Raw genomic sequence first — 14,655 nt, 5'->3', positions numbered from 1 at the left:
TAAATAAAAAACTGAGAGAAAGCTGGTCTACTCGCTTTCTTTCAGTTTTTATTTATTATTTTTTTCGATCCATCTCTCGACTGCCCATCGATGGCTGCCACGTTTCAATTTATCAAGTGCTTCTTGAGGGCTCACCCACCAAATTTTATTGGTCTTTTCAGTTGGTTCTCCTATACGCTTCCAAGAATCAGCAACAAAGAAATATCCTGGATTATAATAATAAGTTGCACGATAATTCGAGTAAAAATACTCATCAGCTTCTCCCAGATAAGAAGAAATTTCTGCCACAATTCCCATTTCTTCTATCAGCTCACGGACAATCGCTTCTTCTTTCGTCTCTTCTCCTTCAATTTCCCCGCCAGGAAGAAAAAAAGCACCATTTGGAGCCTCGATTACTGCAATCTGCTGATCTCTTTCTATGACAATATATGCTGCATAACGGGTTTGATAATCAGCAAATTGCTTTTTTTCACCAAAAATTGGTTTATCCATGAATAGTTTCCACCTTAACAGTTTTATTTTCTATCCATTTTACATGAGAAATTTCTCATGAACAAGCACAAATCAACTATTTCCTTACTTCTTTTTGTTATGATTGAGTAAAAGGAAAAGGAGAGATGAATCTATGAAAATGGCTCACACATGTGTTCGAGTGAAAGATCTTGAAGCATCAATCGAATTTTATCAAAAGGCATTTGGTTTTGAAGAAAGCCGCCGCCGTGATTTTCCAGAAAACAAATTTACACTTGTTTATTTGACACTTCCTGGGGATGACTATGAATTAGAGTTGACTTACAACTATGATCATGGTGCGTATGATCTAGGAGACGGCTATGGTCATATCGCTATTGCAGCTGATGATCTAGAAAAATTACACGAGCAACATAAAGCTGCTGGTCTTGAGATTACTGACTTAAAAGGATTACCTGGCACTGCGCCTTCTTACTACTTTGTCATTGACCCTGATGGTTATAAAATCGAAGTCATCCGAGGATAGTTAGTATGGGGCATTTTACTCTTGATTGAATAAAAAACAAACACCAATAATTAAAATGAGACGCAAACTTTTCATTAAATTGAAAAAGTTTGCGTCTTTTTTTAACAACCATTGTAGCTATAAGGCTGCCACTCTCCACCAATTTATTTTTAATTCATTTGAAAGAAATCAAATAAACGAGGTACCTTTAGAAAACAAAACTGCTTTTCCTCCTATTATCACACGATCTTCTTTTAATTCACATTCTAGATCCCCGCCCCTTGATGACATTTGATGAGCTGACAATTTTGTTTTATTCATTCTTTCTGCCCAATAAGGAATAAGATTAGAATGTGCTGATCCACATACTGGATCTTCATTGATTGTTAATTTTGGAAAGAAGGTTCTAGAAACAAAGTCTTTTTGCACACTTTCTGCTGTCACGATGACTCCTATTCCTAATTCAAAATTTTTGATAGCTGTAAAATCTGGCTGCAATTTAGCCACCGTTTTTTCATCTTCTAATACGAAAAATAAATCACGTGCTAAGTAGGCTTCTTTAATCTTAGCCGCAATTGCTTCTTCATATTCAGTCAATATCGGCACTTTTTTCGGCATAATACTAGGAAAATCCATGTAATAATAATCTTTACTTCTTGTCACAAATAGATTACCGCTTTGAGTAGAAAATTTAATCGTTTCATCAGGTATTTTGTAATAGTTAAATAAAACAAATGCTGTTGCTAATGTCGCGTGACCACAAAGATCGATTTCTCGATCTGGCGTAAACCATCTAAGCTCAAATTCTTGGTTTTTCTTCACTGTAAATGCTGTTTCAGATAAATTGTTTTCAATGGCAATTTTTTGCATCGTACCTTCTGGCAGCCATTCTTCTAGCACATAAACCGCTGCTGGATTTCCTTTGAACACCTCATCTGCAAATGCATCAACTACGTAATAATCTAAGTTCATTTTAAAGCCCCTTTCTCTAATTTGTTATAAATATATTCTGCACAACAAAGATCTTCAATAGCTAGACCAACTGCGTCGAAAATCGTCGGCCTCGATTCTCCTTTATAAAATGTTTTTTTCTCAGAAACTAATTCGCCTAATGTACCAACAATACAAGATTCCTCTAAATCTCCTTCTGCCATGGCTATAAACAGGTCCCCGCTTTCTGTTAAGGCAGCTGAGTAATCATCTACATAGATTTGAGAAGTTTCCATCAACGATGTACTTATCTCTCTTGTATCAGGAGTAAATGTGCCCACAGCATTGATATGTGCGTCTTCCCTTACCCACTCTTTTTGAAGAAATGCCTCTTTACTAGAGGTCAACGTACAAATGATTTCCGCTGGACGTACTGCATCTTCTACTGATATTGCATTTATAAACGTTATTTTAGGATACTGTTTTTTAGCTTTAGCGATAAAAGTATTTCGTCTTTCTTCTAAAATATCGTAAACAAACACTGTAGTGATGGGACGAATGGTAGAAATCGCAGTCAAATGCGACAATGCTTGTTGACCAGCTCCAATTAAAGCAAGTGTTTCTGCATGCGGATTTGCTAAGTAATCTGTTGCCAGCGCAGATACAGCAGCTGTTCGAATCCAGGTGACTGCATTTGCGTTTATCAATGCTTTGGGTAGTCCGTTTTGAGCATCAAACAAGAAAATCTCTCCTAAATGAGAAGGTAAATGATACTGATGATTATCCGGAAAAGCGGTAATGACTTTTGTTCCAAAATATCTATTCTCCCCCAAATAAGCAGGCATCATCGCAAACATATTTTTGTCTTTTCCGTCAGGTAAAATTTCCACCAATCGAGGATTTTGGCTGATTTTACCACTTTCATAATCAAAAAAACATTTTTTCATTACTTGAATCGCTTCTTCAAAACTAAAAGAAGCTACTACTTCCTCAAAATTAATAATTTTCATAGACAATTCCCTCCTCACAAAAGATTAACTTCTAAAATCAATACAATCAATGGTAAAATTGTATGGTATACAATTTTAAGGAGTGGAGAAAATGCCTATTAATTCTTATGACAATTACCCGTTAACTTGGCGACCAGACAAACAAAAATTGAAGCGTCCTTATTATCGATCGTTGATTCAACAATTAGAACAAGATATTTTAAAGAATAAATTACAGAAAAACACTCAGTTACCCTCCCAAAGAGAGCTAGCTGATTATTTAGATTTAAATTTTACTACCGTTGGCAAGGCTTATAAATATGGAATTGAGAAAGGTTTGCTGTATACGAATATTGGAAGTGGCACATTTATTTCTCCCAATGTCTTTGAGTCCATCACCCTCTCTACCAATGAAGTAACCGAACATATCATTGATTTTGGTCTGGTTAGTTCTTTTGAAGAATGTAATAAATTCGTTGTCCCGTTTATTCAATCAACTAGTAATAACCCAAATCTTGTTGGTTTGCTTAATTACCAAGATCCCAAAGGCACAAATTTTCAATTGACTACTGCAGCAAATTGGTTAAAAACTCAAGGAGTCATTCCGTCCTTAGAATCTCTATCTATTGTTTCCGGTGTTCAAAATGGATTGGCTATCACACTTTCTGCACTTTTCTCTCCAGGTGATAGAATAGCAACAGACCGATATACATACGCTAATTTCATTGAATTGGCTCAGTTATATCATTTAGAGATCGTTCCAATTGATTTTGACGAGCAAGGAATGCGACCTGATATATTGATTCAGGAATGTAGAAAAAAGAAGATTCATGGTGTCTTTCTTATGCCTTCTTGTAATAATCCTATAGGGTTTCAAATCTCTCACAAAAGACGAGAGCAATTAGCCGAAGTGATTGAAAAAGAAGGTCTATGGGTTATTGAAGATGATATCCATTCATTTTTAACAACTTACTATCAACATACGATCATTCCTCCTTTCCAAAAATTATTACCTAACCAAACAATCTACTTAGCTGGAATGACAAAATTTATTTGTTCTGGATTGCGAGTTGCTTATCTTGTAGTTCCAGTACATGTCCAAAGCAAGATAGAACAAGCAATTTTTAATATAAATGTGAAAACTTCTGGATTAGATGTGGAAGTCATCACTCAAATCCTCCATTCAAATGAAGCAAATAGGATCTTAGAAACTAAATTAAGTCTTACGAAAAGAGCCAATCAGCTTTTTGATTCTCTTTTCAAAGTAGAAAAACCAACGAATCGTGTCCCTTACTATCGAATTCTTCCAGTTGATCCTGAGATTGACCCTAAGATAATTGAGAATGACTTTCTTGCTAACGGTATCCGACTTTATCATTCCAGACGCTTTACTACACGTGCGCAACCAGATGCATTCGTTCGAATTTCCCTATCCTCTAATAACCTTGAAATTTTAGCTTCTGGACTAAGTATCGTAAAAGAAAAAATAAAAAAATATGAATTATAACCTATTGATAAATAAAGGAATCAAATCTTATTGATTCCTTTCAATAAAAAAGAAGCACTACCCGAGGTTCAACAACGGGTAGTGCCTCAAAAAATAAACGAACATTTTGCACTTAAAGTATCCAAGAAGCAAGAAAAATTATTTTATTTTCTTATTTTACTAAATCACTAGGTTTCTGTCAGAAGATGAAATTATCCAATCATGACACTTTCTTCTGGATATTTGTATTTTGATTGTGTTCTTTGTGCTTTTGTCATCAGAGAGAAGACCACAGTCAATACACCAACTCGTCCAATGTACATAAGCGCTATAATGATCAATTTCCCTATTGCAGTCAAGTCTGGCGTCAATCCCATCGTAAGACCTACTGTACCAAACGCAGAGAAGACCTCAAAAGCAATATATTCGATGCCAGAAGTTTTAGGTATCGTTTCAGTCACCGATAAAATCATGATGGCGACTACACACAACGTCAACGTAACAAAAAATAAAGTAAGTGCCCGCAACACTGCGCCTTGTCGGATGGTACGGCCAAATGCTTCCGCTCTCGTACGTCCTTTCAACATCGAACGCATCTGGATCAGCAACACACCTAACGTAGTTGTTTTCAATCCGCCGGCCGTCGACCCAGATGTTCCGCCGATGTACATCAAAAACATCGTTAAAATCAGACCTGCATGGCTCATATGGAGGTAATCAACTGAATAATATCCAGCTGTTCTAGGTGTCACACTCATAAAAAAGGTGTTTGCCAATCGTTGAAACATATTCCCTTCCACTAGCGTTGCCCCATTGCGCTCTGTGAAAAAGAACACAACGAATCCGCCTAATAAAAGGGTACCTGTAACGGTTAATGCGATTTTTGAATGAATCGTCATCTTCTTTTTCTGATGATATTCCAGTAAATCACGCCATACGATGAAGCCTAACCCACCAGAAATGATCAAAGCAGATACCACCATGATCAAATAAACATTTTGCTGGTGATTGGCTAAACTGTCTCCTAACAAATCAAACCCTGCATTACAAAAACTAGAGATTGCATGGAACAAACTGTACCAGATACCTTTCAACCAGCCAAATTCAGGCACGAATACAAAAGATAAAGCAACCGTACCAATCAGTTGGATCACAAAGGCCAATTTCAGGATGTAAAGCATGAGCTTCATCACACCTGATACTTCTTCTAGATTCAGCGCTTCTTTTAATATAATACGTGTGCTGAGACTGACTTTCTTCTTTATCAATGCAAAGCATAGAATCGGAACCATCATAAAACCAAGACCGCCGATCTCAATCAAAAGCATGATCAAAAATTGACCAGCACTGTTCCAATGCTCTGCTGTATTCAATGTTGTCAATCCCGTTACACAGACAGCAGAAGTTGCAGTGAAAAGCGCATCGATAAAATTTGTCCCATGCCCACTATTACTAAAAAATGGTAGGGTAAGTAGGCCGCCGCCAATTAAAATCAGGAGAAAAAATCCTAATGCGAGAAGCTGAACAGCCGGCAAGCGTTTCTTTATTTGTTTGCTTTGTTTAATCATCGTTTTCCTCTTTTAAAAAAGGATACCACTTAGTCAGTGGTACCCATATTTTTTACTTTGATCAACCTTGTTACTTCTGCGCGCTCGTTTTCTTCCAGCTTCATACGAATATAATAGATCGTTTCTTCTAATTGAGGGATCGTCATATATTCTAATGCATTGACTCGCCGACGTGTCTTTTCGATTTCACTCGCCATCAGTTGACAAGTTTTTTCGATTTCTGTCAGTTCCAAAAGTTTTGGAAGCAGGGTAGTAAACCGATCGATTGACCGATCCAGTTCGGCACTGGAATTCAAATACCCGTATTCCAAAGGTGTGTCTGTCAGCTGTTCATCATATTCAAAATTCATCACAGGTACTTTTACACTCATGATATTTTTGTCTACGATAGACAAATCAACGTTTTCCGCCGGCAAAACAAATAATTCTTCGATGAAAGGTTCCGTGATCGAAGCATTTGCCAATACAAAATCAGACATTGCTTCTGTCATAGACTCTTCCATTTCTTGACGCAGCTGGTTGTTCTTTCGAATCAACAGGATGAATTGACGCATCAGTTCATCTTGCTTATCTTTTAATAATTTATGCCCTCTTGTGGCAGTTGTCAACTGTTTTTTCAATCGAGTCAATTCCATGCGGGTCGGATTCACATTCAATCGTGCCATCAGAACTCACTTCCCTTCTGGCAGATATTTGTCCAGCATGTCGTCTTTGATTCGTTTTAATTCGGTTCTTGGCAACATCGATAGCAGTTCCCACCCTAGATCAAGTGTTTCAGTAATCGAACGGTTCGTGTAGAATCCTTGATTGACATATTCTTTTTCAAACCGCTCAGCAAACTTCGCATAGATCTTGTCTACATCAGATAAAGCAGATTCACCTAAAACTACGGCTAATTCTTTTGCCTGTTTTCCTTGTGCATAGGCTGCAAAAAGCTGATTCATCGTAGCTGCATGGTCTTCTCTTGTCTTTCCGGGTCCAGTTCCCTTATCTTTTAACCGCGAAAGAGACGGGAGTACATCAATTGGTGGCTGAATCCCACTCTTGTAAAGCTCTCTAGTCAAGATGATCTGTCCTTCTGTAATATAACCAGTCAAGTCAGGGATTGGATGAGTTTTATCGTCTTCTGGCATTGTTAGAATCGGAATTTGAGTAACCGATCCTTTTAGTCCGCGGATTCTTCCTGCTCGTTCGAATAAAGTAGCTAAGTTCGTGTAAAGATACCCAGGATATCCTCTTCTTCCTGGAACTTCTCGCCGTGCTGCAGAAATCTCTCGCAATGCCTCTGCATAGTTGGTCATGTCTGTCATGATAACCAAAACATGCATTCCCTTTTCATAAGCAAGATATTCTGCAGCAGTCAAAGCCATACGAGGAGTAGCGATACGTTCGATTGCAGGGTCGTTTGCTAAATTCATAAACATGACAGAACGGTCGATTGCGCCCGTTTGACGAAAATCTTCCATGAAAAATTCTGCTTCTTCAAAAGTGATTCCAATAGCAGCAAAGACTACGGCGAAATCATCTGATGAATCGAGTACCGTTGCTTGTCGCGCGATCTGAGCAGCTAATTCTTTATGAGGAAGACCAGAGCCAGAAAATACTGGTAATTTTTGCCCACGAACTAATGTATTCAAATGATCGATTGCAGAGATACCTGTTTGGATAAACTCATCTGGATAATCCCGAGCTACTGGATTGATTACTTCTCCGTTAATATCCAAATGCTTTTCAGGCAGGATCTCTGGTCCGTTATCTTTCGGTCGTCCCAAACCATCGAATACTCGACCGATCATGTCTTCCGATACACCTAGTTCTAAAGGATGGCCTAAAAATCGTACAGAAGAGTCACGTAAATTGATACCACTTGTTCCTTCGAATATTTGGACCATTGCTTTATCTTCTTGGACTTCCAATACTTGTCCACGACGAATCTCGCCATTTTGCATACGGACTTCGATTAATTCTTCATATTTGACACCAGCAACTTTTTCAACCGCCATCAATGGACCGACGACTTCACCGATCGTACGATATTCTTTAATCATTGCTCATGCCTCCTTCTGAAACGATCGTTTGCATCGTTTGCTTGATTTCACCAATAATTTGATCTAGTTTTTCTAATTCTGTTTCCGGGATATATTTGCTTCGTCCGATCCTTTCACGAATCGATACGGTACCGTCCATGATCTCACTTAAATAAGCACCTAACGACAACGCACGGCGTCCTTCTTCACCAAAGGTCAAGATCATCTTCAACATTTTGAATTGTTTCTCTCTTGAAGTGAATGTATCGACATCATCAAAAGCATTTTGCTGCAAATAATCTTCACGAATGGATTTTGCCACTTCTAATGTCAGACGGTCATTATCTGAAAGGGAATCAATCCCTACCAAACGCACGATTTCATTCAGCTGCTGTTCTTTCTGCAAAATACGCATGCCCTCGGTGACCATGGATGCCCAGTCAGCTTGAAGGATATGATCCATATACTTCCCTACTTCTGTTGAATAAAGAGAATAGCTTTGTATCCAATCGATCGAAGGAAAATGTCTTTTTTGGGCTAAACTGGAATCAAGACCCCAGAATACTTTTACGACCCGCAATGTATTTTGTGTGACTGGTTCCGAAATATCCCCTCCAGACGGCGATACAGCACTGATTGCGGTTATACTTCCTTCGCGAGCTTCTGATCCTAATGCAATGACTCTTCCAGATCGTTCATAGTATTCCGCAAGCCGTGAACCAAGATAAGCTGGATAACCTTCATCACCAGGCATTTCTTCCAAACGTCCGCTCATCTCACGAAGTGCTTCTGCCCATCGTGAAGTGGAGTCTGCCATGATAGCAACGTCATAACCCATGTCACGGAAATATTCCGCAATTGTGATTCCCGTATAGATAGAAGCTTCTCGAGCCGCTACTGGCATGTTTGATGTATTAGCAATCAATACCGTACGTTCCATCAACGATTCTCCTGTATTAGGGTCAATCAATTCAGGGAATTCATTTAAAACATCCGTCATCTCATTTCCACGCTCGCCACATCCCACATAGACAACCATGTCCACATCGGCCCATTTTGCAATTTGATGCTGAACGACTGTTTTCCCTGCACCAAAAGGACCAGGTACAGCTGCTGCTCCTCCTTTTGTCACTGGGAAGAATGTATCAATCACTCGCTGTCCAGTGATCATGGGTGCATCCGGGTTTAATTTTTCTTTGATTGGCCGACTACGTCTTACTGGCCATTTTTGAAGCATCGTCAAATTTTTGTCACCATTTTCGGTTTCAATGACACATACTGTTTCATCAATAGTGAATGAACCTTTTTCGATTGTTTTGATCGTACCTTTTATCCCATTTGGCACCATGATTTTATGTTTGATAACTTTTGTTTCTTCTACGATCCCGATAACATCTCCAGCACTCACCGTTTCTCCGGCTTCTACTGTTGGTTCGAACCACCATTTTTTCTCATGGTCCAATGCGGGCAATTGAACTCCGCGCCCTAAGAAATTACTTTGTGTGATTTCCATAAAGGTATCTAATGGCCGTTGGATTCCGTCAAACATTTGTGAAATGATCCCTGGTCCTAATTCAACAGATAAAGCTTCACCAGTAGAGCGAACCGGTTCGCCTGGACCAATTCCAGAAGTCTCTTCATATACTTGAATAGACGCCACATCGCCACGCATCTCGATAATTTCTCCGATAACTCCTAGATCTCCCACTAGACACATGTCTTGGATACTGGCATCAGACATGTTCTCAGCCATTACAAGAGGTCCGGAGACTTTTATGATTTTTCCAATTTGCAAAATTTCTATCTCCTTTTCATACTATAAGATATTTTGACCTACTGCTTTTTCTACGTTTTTTTGAATTTCTTCCAGCCCTATCCCTAATGATCCTTGATGATTGGGAATCAATACGATAGCAGGTATCATTTGTTCCTTGTAACGTTCGATCGTTTCTGGGCTCAATGCTGCACATTGCTCTGTGACATAAATCACGCCATACTCATTCTTTGCCATTTCTTCAATTGCCTGACGAACGGTTTGCTTGGTTGTACCATAACGAACATCAAAGCCAAACAATTTGAATGGCAAAACAGAATCTTTGTCGCCAACTACACCGATCTTATACGTCATAGACTTGTCTCACCCGCTTTCTGATTGTTTCTGATTCGAAATGGCTTCTTTTGCCGATAACCAGTAAACGAAGGTTTTTGCTTTCTACCTCTTTTGCGTTCAAAAAGGCTAGTAGTGGCAGTGGTCCGAAAGCCTGGGTTTGTGCTTCTTGATACAATGAACTTAGATAATCATCTTTCAACTGTTCAAGCTTTACGAGATCAAGATTTCCCTCACGGATGACAGGGCGCAGAAAATCAGCATAATCTGTCTCTAATAGAAAATTCGTGTAATCTTCCATGTCTTTATCTACAAAGTTCAAAAATACTTCTTTTTCGATACTTCCCGAGCTGGAAAGTACCGTCGTCATGAACCCATATGTTCTTTTCTGCAATATTCCTCGAGCCATCGTTGTGATATTGGTCAAGTCAATAAAAGCAATGACTTCTGTTAGCAATTCTTGATATCCTAGCTTATCGGCAAGCCGTCGCTGCTCTGTCAAAAACTGTCGATCATAAATCACGTCAATTCCCTGAAGAATGGTAGACTCTTCAAAATAATCACGTACTTCTCGTATACTGTCCATAATGCTTTCAGGAAGTTCATTTGAAACTTGCGTATGAATGGCATCCTTCAAGGTTTCTAATGAATAAAATCCATCGTCGATATACAAATGGTCCAGATTTTGATTTGTCATCTCGGCTTTTGTCAAAACCTTCAGATTATGGAAAGTATAGCGCATCGTATAGATCCAAACGATTTCAGGCTCCGGTGCTGATTCCTTTAACCAGCGAAATAGACGGCTCTGCTCCTTTAAAAGATTCTGTTCGAAGTCATATTCATATCCGTCATAAATATATGGACTGTAAATCGTGGATTTCAATATTTCACCAAGTGCTTCGACAGAATTTGTTTGAATCATCCGTTCAAATGTCTCATTGGACAAAAGTTCAAGCTCTCTTCCGCGAATCAAGGGATTTAGTTCGTGGTATTCCATACACTGATCCCTCCTTATTCGAATAATTGATTGGCAATCTCAAAACTCATCGTTCCTTGGATATCTTGTACAAGGCTGCTGAAAAGAAAATTATACTGAACTCCTTGATCGTTTATCAGAAAACCCGCTTGAGCAGCAACAGTTTCATCACTTAAAACCATCATAAAGGGAAGTTCATTGTTCCATTCATCCAACAACGTCTGAGAAAGATAGGCTGCTGATTTTTCTCCAGCAATGAATGCTACTTTTCCTGTCAAAGGTAATGAATACAATGCATTTTTGATAAACTGGATTTGTTCAGATTCATCCCAATTTTCCATTTCAGTTACCGCATCTGCAAACAATCGTCTTAAAAATTCCTGCTTCGCATTCAAATTTTCTTGTCGTACTTCTACTTGCTGGCGATTCCTTAGCTGACGGTATTTTTTTTCGAGTAATTCGATTTGTTTTTCTTTTTGTTTTTGATGTTCTGTTTCAACTTGCGTACGTTTTTGTTCAAAGTTTTGATCGATCTTCATTCGCTCTTCTTGTTCTAACGCCGCTCTTTCCTGCTCTGCTGCTTCGTTCATCTGAGAGATGATTTTTTCAATGGCGTTCATCTGCTTTTCCTCCTTTATGCTTAGGCATTCAACACTAATAGGAAGGAAATAACGAAACCTAAAATCGCGTATGTTTCAACCATCGCAGCAAAAATGATTCCTTTTGTAGCATGTTCAGGTTTTTTCGCTAAAATTTGAATACCTGCCGCTGCGACTTTTCCTTGGGCAATACCTGAAAACAAGCCTGTAAAAGCAATCGGCAGAGAAGCACCTAGAAAGTTCAGTCCTTGTACAACTGACATGTCATTTCCTAAGTTGATAAAAATCAAAAAGGCAATAACAAATCCATACAAACCTTGCGTACCTGGAAGCAATTGCAGAATCAGAGCCTGCCCGAATTTTTCGGGTTGACTTGTTGTCAATGCTGCTGCTGCCTCACCTGTCATTCCAACACCTTTAGCTGAACCGATCCCTGAAAAAATCGTCGCTGTTGCCATCGCTAATACCGCAAATACCATTCCACCATTTTGACTAATTAAGTAATCCATCATTGTATAAAAATCCTCCAATTATTTATTGTTTTTTTTTTTGTGATTGATGTTGACGTATTTTTCCGCCGTTTTCAGCGGATCAAAGGCACGTCCGCCTCCTGTATAAAACTTCCCAAAAAATTCGACATACTGCAATCGTGCGCCATGGACATAGGCACTTAGCAGTGTCAAAAACATATTCAGTGCGTGTAAAGCGATGATCAAAAGGATCCCTACACTGAATCGAGCAGCTGGCGGCATGAAAGCAACTAGCATATTGAATGCCGCTCCAATACTTCCGCCTGAAATACCCAATGCCATCAAACGTGTATAACTGACTAAATCACCGATATAGCCGGTCAGTCCGTAAAGATTATACGCACCTTTGGCAGCACCTTTGACTTTAGACGGCGTTTGGATAATCGGAACGATCAAGATACATAAGGCAGCAATGATCGATAGCCCAGCGCCAAGGTAAACAAATGCTGTATTTTTTATCAACATGGCACCAACCAACGCAATAACGATCCCAATTAGGATACCTTGCCAGGCAAATCCATCACTGACAGCACTCAAGTAATCTTTTCTCCTGATATTTTCCTTTGCTGCCACAAATAATCCAACCAAAATCTGTATCAGACCGAAAATCACGGATAAAATCAAAATCGTATTGACGTCATCCGTCGTAGATAGGATTGGGAAAGGCAAGCGGATGCCAAACAGTTCTTTTGGTAATGCCTGTCCGAAAAATGAACTGTAGATCAATCCCCAGATGATCGATGGTATCGAGAGAATCTCAAAGAATTTTACGAAACGTTTCATCCCGCGTGGTAGAACAAGTAGTTTTTGAGCTAGTATTGTCCCAATGAGCATCAGCAATCCGTAACCAACATCTGCGACCATCATCCCGAAGAAGACAAGATAAAATGGTGTCATCCAAGGTGTTGGATCTACTTCTTCATATTTTGGCAGACTGTACATTTCAGTCAGCAATTCAAAAGGTTCGACAAGCGGATGGTTTTTCAATTTAGTAGGGACTTCCTGCTGAATCTCTTCTGAGTTTGGTGTTTCGAAACTGACGTATATATCTTCTTCTGATACGGTTTCGTTTAACACATGCAGCAAATTCTGTTTTTCTTCTGCATCTACCCAACCTTGCAAAACGATCAGATAAGTCGCATGGATAAACCGTTCTTTTATTTTTTCTCGTTCTGCAACGGCAAGTGTGACTTCTTCTACCCATTCAAATTCTTGGATATAGCCACTGCACTGACCTAACGCTGTCGTTATCTTCTTTTGCTGCTCGTGAACAATGGATAATTGCTGCTTGGTCTCTTGCAGTTTTTCTTTAGGATTTTGTTCATAAGGATACGTTTCTTTATTGAACCCGTATTTCCCAGCAATTTCTTCTATAACAGCAACTGATTTTTTTAAAGCAACATACGAAAGATAAACTTGTTTTGGCGTATAATCTATTTCTTCCATATAAACGTCATCAAGCTTACTCAGTTCTTCCTTGAAACTTTCAAAATTTGCTGCACTCACAGTCCCCATCTCAAAAATGGTCGTCTTACTTGCATACATACTTGGAGCAATATCCAGCTGTTGCCAATGAAGAAGCCATTCTTCCTCTTCTTCTAAACGATCACGTTCTTCAGTTAGTTGTTCCCACTTTTCTTTTAAATCAAGGACTTCTTTCAATTTATTTATGAAATTTTCTTCGGAATAATTGGCTTCCAAATCTTGTAAGGAAAGTTCTTGACGTTTCAAATGGAGTTTCTTTTGACGGCTATCGCCGTGGTGTTGTATGAATTGGATAGCTTCTTGGATGTCTTTCAACCGATTACCTAAAGCGCTTAATTTTGCTTCTTTATCAATAATCGTGGTATCTGGAAAATACTTCTCCACCCACTGGTTGTTTGTTCTATTTTGATACAGATCCCGGATTTCAACGTTTTGGATTCCTTGTACTGCTTGTAAAATCCTCTCCTGATTTCTTTTATCTGAAATGAGGGTCACTTTTTCCATCTTAGTGACGGCCATAAGTTTCTTTCACCCTTTCAATGATCGCACCGATCGCTTGACTCTGATGCTTTTGATATTGATCTTTCAAAGTTGCTTGCACCTTGTCTGCTTCTGCTTTCAATTTCATTTTTTCTTTTTCTAATTCTTGTATTTCGAATTGTTCTTTTTCTTCCACCAACTGTTTTAGTTGTTGTCGATAGTTTGTTTGGATCGTTTCCAATTCCTGCTCTTTTTCTGTTGCATAGATCTTCAGCTGCTGCCGCAGTGTTTGAGCACGCTTTTCATTTTCTTCTTCTGCTTTTCGGATTTGTTCCAAAGCTTCTAACACTTGCTTCACTTCCTTTCGATTTAAAAAAGAGGTACATGCTTTCTTTTTTCATTGAAAGTATGTACCTCTAAAGATAACTTAGTATAGGCAGGCCCCTTCAATAAAATGCCCTTCTCACCCCTTGAAGAACTAGATCCTTGAAGCTTACGCCCA

At 38.9% G+C, this 14,655-nt stretch carries 15 protein-coding genes and 1 other annotated feature (1 of these 16 running past the window's edge); of the genes, 2 read left to right on the top strand and 13 right to left on the bottom strand.

The genetic code is table 11. From position 1 onward, the window contains the following. Positions 1–48: 48 nt before the first annotated feature. The gene (locus OS139_RS03125; RefSeq protein WP_002331571.1) at positions 49–492 is read right to left on the bottom strand and encodes an NUDIX domain-containing protein; all 444 of its coding nucleotides are present in this window, start codon (positions 490–492) and stop codon (positions 49–51) included. A 133-nt stretch (positions 493–625) separates the two neighbouring features. On the opposite strand from OS139_RS03125, the gene gloA reads away from it, so the two are divergent. Next, a complete protein-coding gene (gloA, locus tag OS139_RS03120; protein WP_002295115.1) occupies positions 626–997 on the top strand; it encodes a lactoylglutathione lyase in 372 nt (123 codons plus the stop codon). 168 nt (positions 998–1,165) lie between these two features. Here the strand turns inward: gloA and OS139_RS03115 are convergent, their stop codons facing one another. Together OS139_RS03115 and OS139_RS03110 are read right to left on the bottom strand one after the other, a co-directional pair. Continuing rightward, the gene (locus OS139_RS03115) at positions 1,166–1,948 is read right to left on the bottom strand and encodes a PhzF family phenazine biosynthesis protein (RefSeq protein WP_002331572.1); all 783 of its coding nucleotides are present in this window, start codon (positions 1,946–1,948) and stop codon (positions 1,166–1,168) included. Continuing rightward, a complete protein-coding gene (locus OS139_RS03110; protein WP_002306180.1) occupies positions 1,945–2,916 on the bottom strand; it encodes an ornithine cyclodeaminase family protein in 972 nt (323 codons plus the stop codon). The genes OS139_RS03115 and OS139_RS03110 overlap by 4 nt, the downstream gene beginning before the upstream one ends. 91 nt (positions 2,917–3,007) lie before the next feature. On the opposite strand from OS139_RS03110, the gene OS139_RS03105 reads away from it, so the two are divergent. Further along, a complete protein-coding gene (locus OS139_RS03105) occupies positions 3,008–4,402 on the top strand; it encodes an aminotransferase-like domain-containing protein (RefSeq protein ID WP_002331573.1) in 1,395 nt (464 codons plus the stop codon). A gap of 191 nt (positions 4,403–4,593) precedes the next feature. On the opposite strand, the gene OS139_RS03100 is transcribed toward OS139_RS03105, so the two are convergent. The 10 genes from OS139_RS03100 to OS139_RS03055 are packed head-to-tail and all read right to left on the bottom strand — an operon-like array spanning position 4,594 to position 14,511. Beyond that, positions 4,594–5,949 (bottom strand): TrkH family potassium uptake protein, encoded by a 1,356-nt coding sequence (locus tag OS139_RS03100; RefSeq protein ID WP_002331574.1) that lies wholly within the window; start codon positions 5,947–5,949, stop codon positions 4,594–4,596. 29 nt (positions 5,950–5,978) lie between these two features. After that, positions 5,979–6,614 carry a V-type ATP synthase subunit D gene (locus OS139_RS03095; protein WP_002295103.1) on the bottom strand — a complete coding sequence of 212 codons (636 nt, stop codon included), beginning with the start codon at positions 6,612–6,614 and terminating at the stop codon, positions 5,979–5,981. A 6-nt stretch (positions 6,615–6,620) separates the two neighbouring features. Beyond that, positions 6,621–7,997: a V-type ATP synthase subunit B gene (locus OS139_RS03090; RefSeq protein ID WP_002292842.1), complete on the bottom strand. Its 1,377-nt coding sequence runs from the start codon at positions 7,995–7,997 to the stop codon at positions 6,621–6,623. Then, complete coding sequence (locus tag OS139_RS03085) at positions 7,990–9,771, bottom strand: V-type ATP synthase subunit A (RefSeq protein WP_002331576.1); 1,782 nt, start codon at positions 9,769–9,771, stop codon at positions 7,990–7,992. Before OS139_RS03085 ends, OS139_RS03090 begins: the two co-directional genes overlap by 8 nt. A 21-nt stretch (positions 9,772–9,792) precedes the next feature. Continuing rightward, on the bottom strand, positions 9,793–10,104 hold the full coding sequence (locus tag OS139_RS03080; protein WP_070704765.1) for a V-type ATP synthase subunit F: 312 nt from the start codon (positions 10,102–10,104) through the stop codon (positions 9,793–9,795). Further along, positions 10,094–11,080, bottom strand: a complete 987-nt coding sequence (locus tag OS139_RS03075; RefSeq protein ID WP_325066795.1) for a V-type ATPase subunit — start codon at positions 11,078–11,080, stop codon at positions 10,094–10,096. The genes OS139_RS03080 and OS139_RS03075 overlap by 11 nt, the downstream gene beginning before the upstream one ends. A 14-nt stretch (positions 11,081–11,094) precedes the next feature. Continuing rightward, positions 11,095–11,679 carry an ATPase V gene (locus OS139_RS03070; RefSeq protein WP_325066794.1) on the bottom strand — a complete coding sequence of 195 codons (585 nt, stop codon included), beginning with the start codon at positions 11,677–11,679 and terminating at the stop codon, positions 11,095–11,097. 20 nt (positions 11,680–11,699) lie between these two features. Continuing rightward, positions 11,700–12,170: a V-type ATP synthase subunit K gene (locus OS139_RS03065; protein ID WP_002292848.1), complete on the bottom strand. Its 471-nt coding sequence runs from the start codon at positions 12,168–12,170 to the stop codon at positions 11,700–11,702. A gap of 18 nt (positions 12,171–12,188) precedes the next feature. Further along, entirely contained in the window at positions 12,189–14,192 is a 2,004-nt protein-coding gene (locus OS139_RS03060) for a V-type ATP synthase subunit I (RefSeq protein ID WP_002318568.1), read from the bottom strand. Further along, complete coding sequence (locus OS139_RS03055; protein ID WP_002349065.1) at positions 14,179–14,511, bottom strand: hypothetical protein; 333 nt, start codon at positions 14,509–14,511, stop codon at positions 14,179–14,181. Before OS139_RS03055 ends, OS139_RS03060 begins: the two co-directional genes overlap by 14 nt. A gap of 99 nt (positions 14,512–14,610) precedes the next feature. Further along, positions 14,611–14,655 (bottom strand) — a sequence feature (sodium ion sensor (DUF1646 type); this cis-regulatory element may regulate processes involved in with the transportation of sodium ions); it runs 3 nt beyond the window's last position.

Origin of the sequence: Enterococcus sp. E4-223 (genome assembly GCF_035727065.1) — a bacterium.
Lineage (GTDB): Bacteria > Bacillota > Bacilli > Lactobacillales > Enterococcaceae > Enterococcus_B > Enterococcus_B faecium.
Note: the sequence above shows the minus strand (reverse complement) of the source record. Positions and strands in the feature narration are given on the sequence as shown.

Bases quoted from the DNA above. Each gene is read 5' to 3' on its own strand.
- OS139_RS03125 (WP_002331571.1), bottom strand. From the start codon at position 492: ATGGATAAACCAATTTTTGGTGAAAAAAAGCAATTTGCTGATTATCAA.
- gloA (WP_002295115.1), top strand. From the start codon at position 626: ATGAAAATGGCTCACACATGTGTTCGAGTGAAAGATCTTGAAGCATCA.
- OS139_RS03115 (WP_002331572.1), bottom strand. From the start codon at position 1,948: ATGAACTTAGATTATTACGTAGTTGATGCATTTGCAGATGAGGTGTTC.
- OS139_RS03110 (WP_002306180.1), bottom strand. From the start codon at position 2,916: ATGAAAATTATTAATTTTGAGGAAGTAGTAGCTTCTTTTAGTTTTGAA.
- OS139_RS03105 (WP_002331573.1), top strand. From the start codon at position 3,008: ATGCCTATTAATTCTTATGACAATTACCCGTTAACTTGGCGACCAGAC.
- OS139_RS03100 (WP_002331574.1), bottom strand. From the start codon at position 5,949: ATGATTAAACAAAGCAAACAAATAAAGAAACGCTTGCCGGCTGTTCAG.
- OS139_RS03095 (WP_002295103.1), bottom strand. From the start codon at position 6,614: ATGGCACGATTGAATGTGAATCCGACCCGCATGGAATTGACTCGATTG.
- OS139_RS03090 (WP_002292842.1), bottom strand. From the start codon at position 7,997: ATGATTAAAGAATATCGTACGATCGGTGAAGTCGTCGGTCCATTGATG.
- OS139_RS03080 (WP_070704765.1), bottom strand. From the start codon at position 10,104: ATGACGTATAAGATCGGTGTAGTTGGCGACAAAGATTCTGTTTTGCCA.
- OS139_RS03075 (WP_325066795.1), bottom strand. From the start codon at position 11,080: ATGGAATACCACGAACTAAATCCCTTGATTCGCGGAAGAGAGCTTGAA.
- OS139_RS03070 (WP_325066794.1), bottom strand. From the start codon at position 11,679: ATGAACGCCATTGAAAAAATCATCTCTCAGATGAACGAAGCAGCAGAG.
- OS139_RS03065 (WP_002292848.1), bottom strand. From the start codon at position 12,170: ATGATGGATTACTTAATTAGTCAAAATGGTGGAATGGTATTTGCGGTA.
- OS139_RS03060 (WP_002318568.1), bottom strand. From the start codon at position 14,192: ATGGCCGTCACTAAGATGGAAAAAGTGACCCTCATTTCAGATAAAAGA.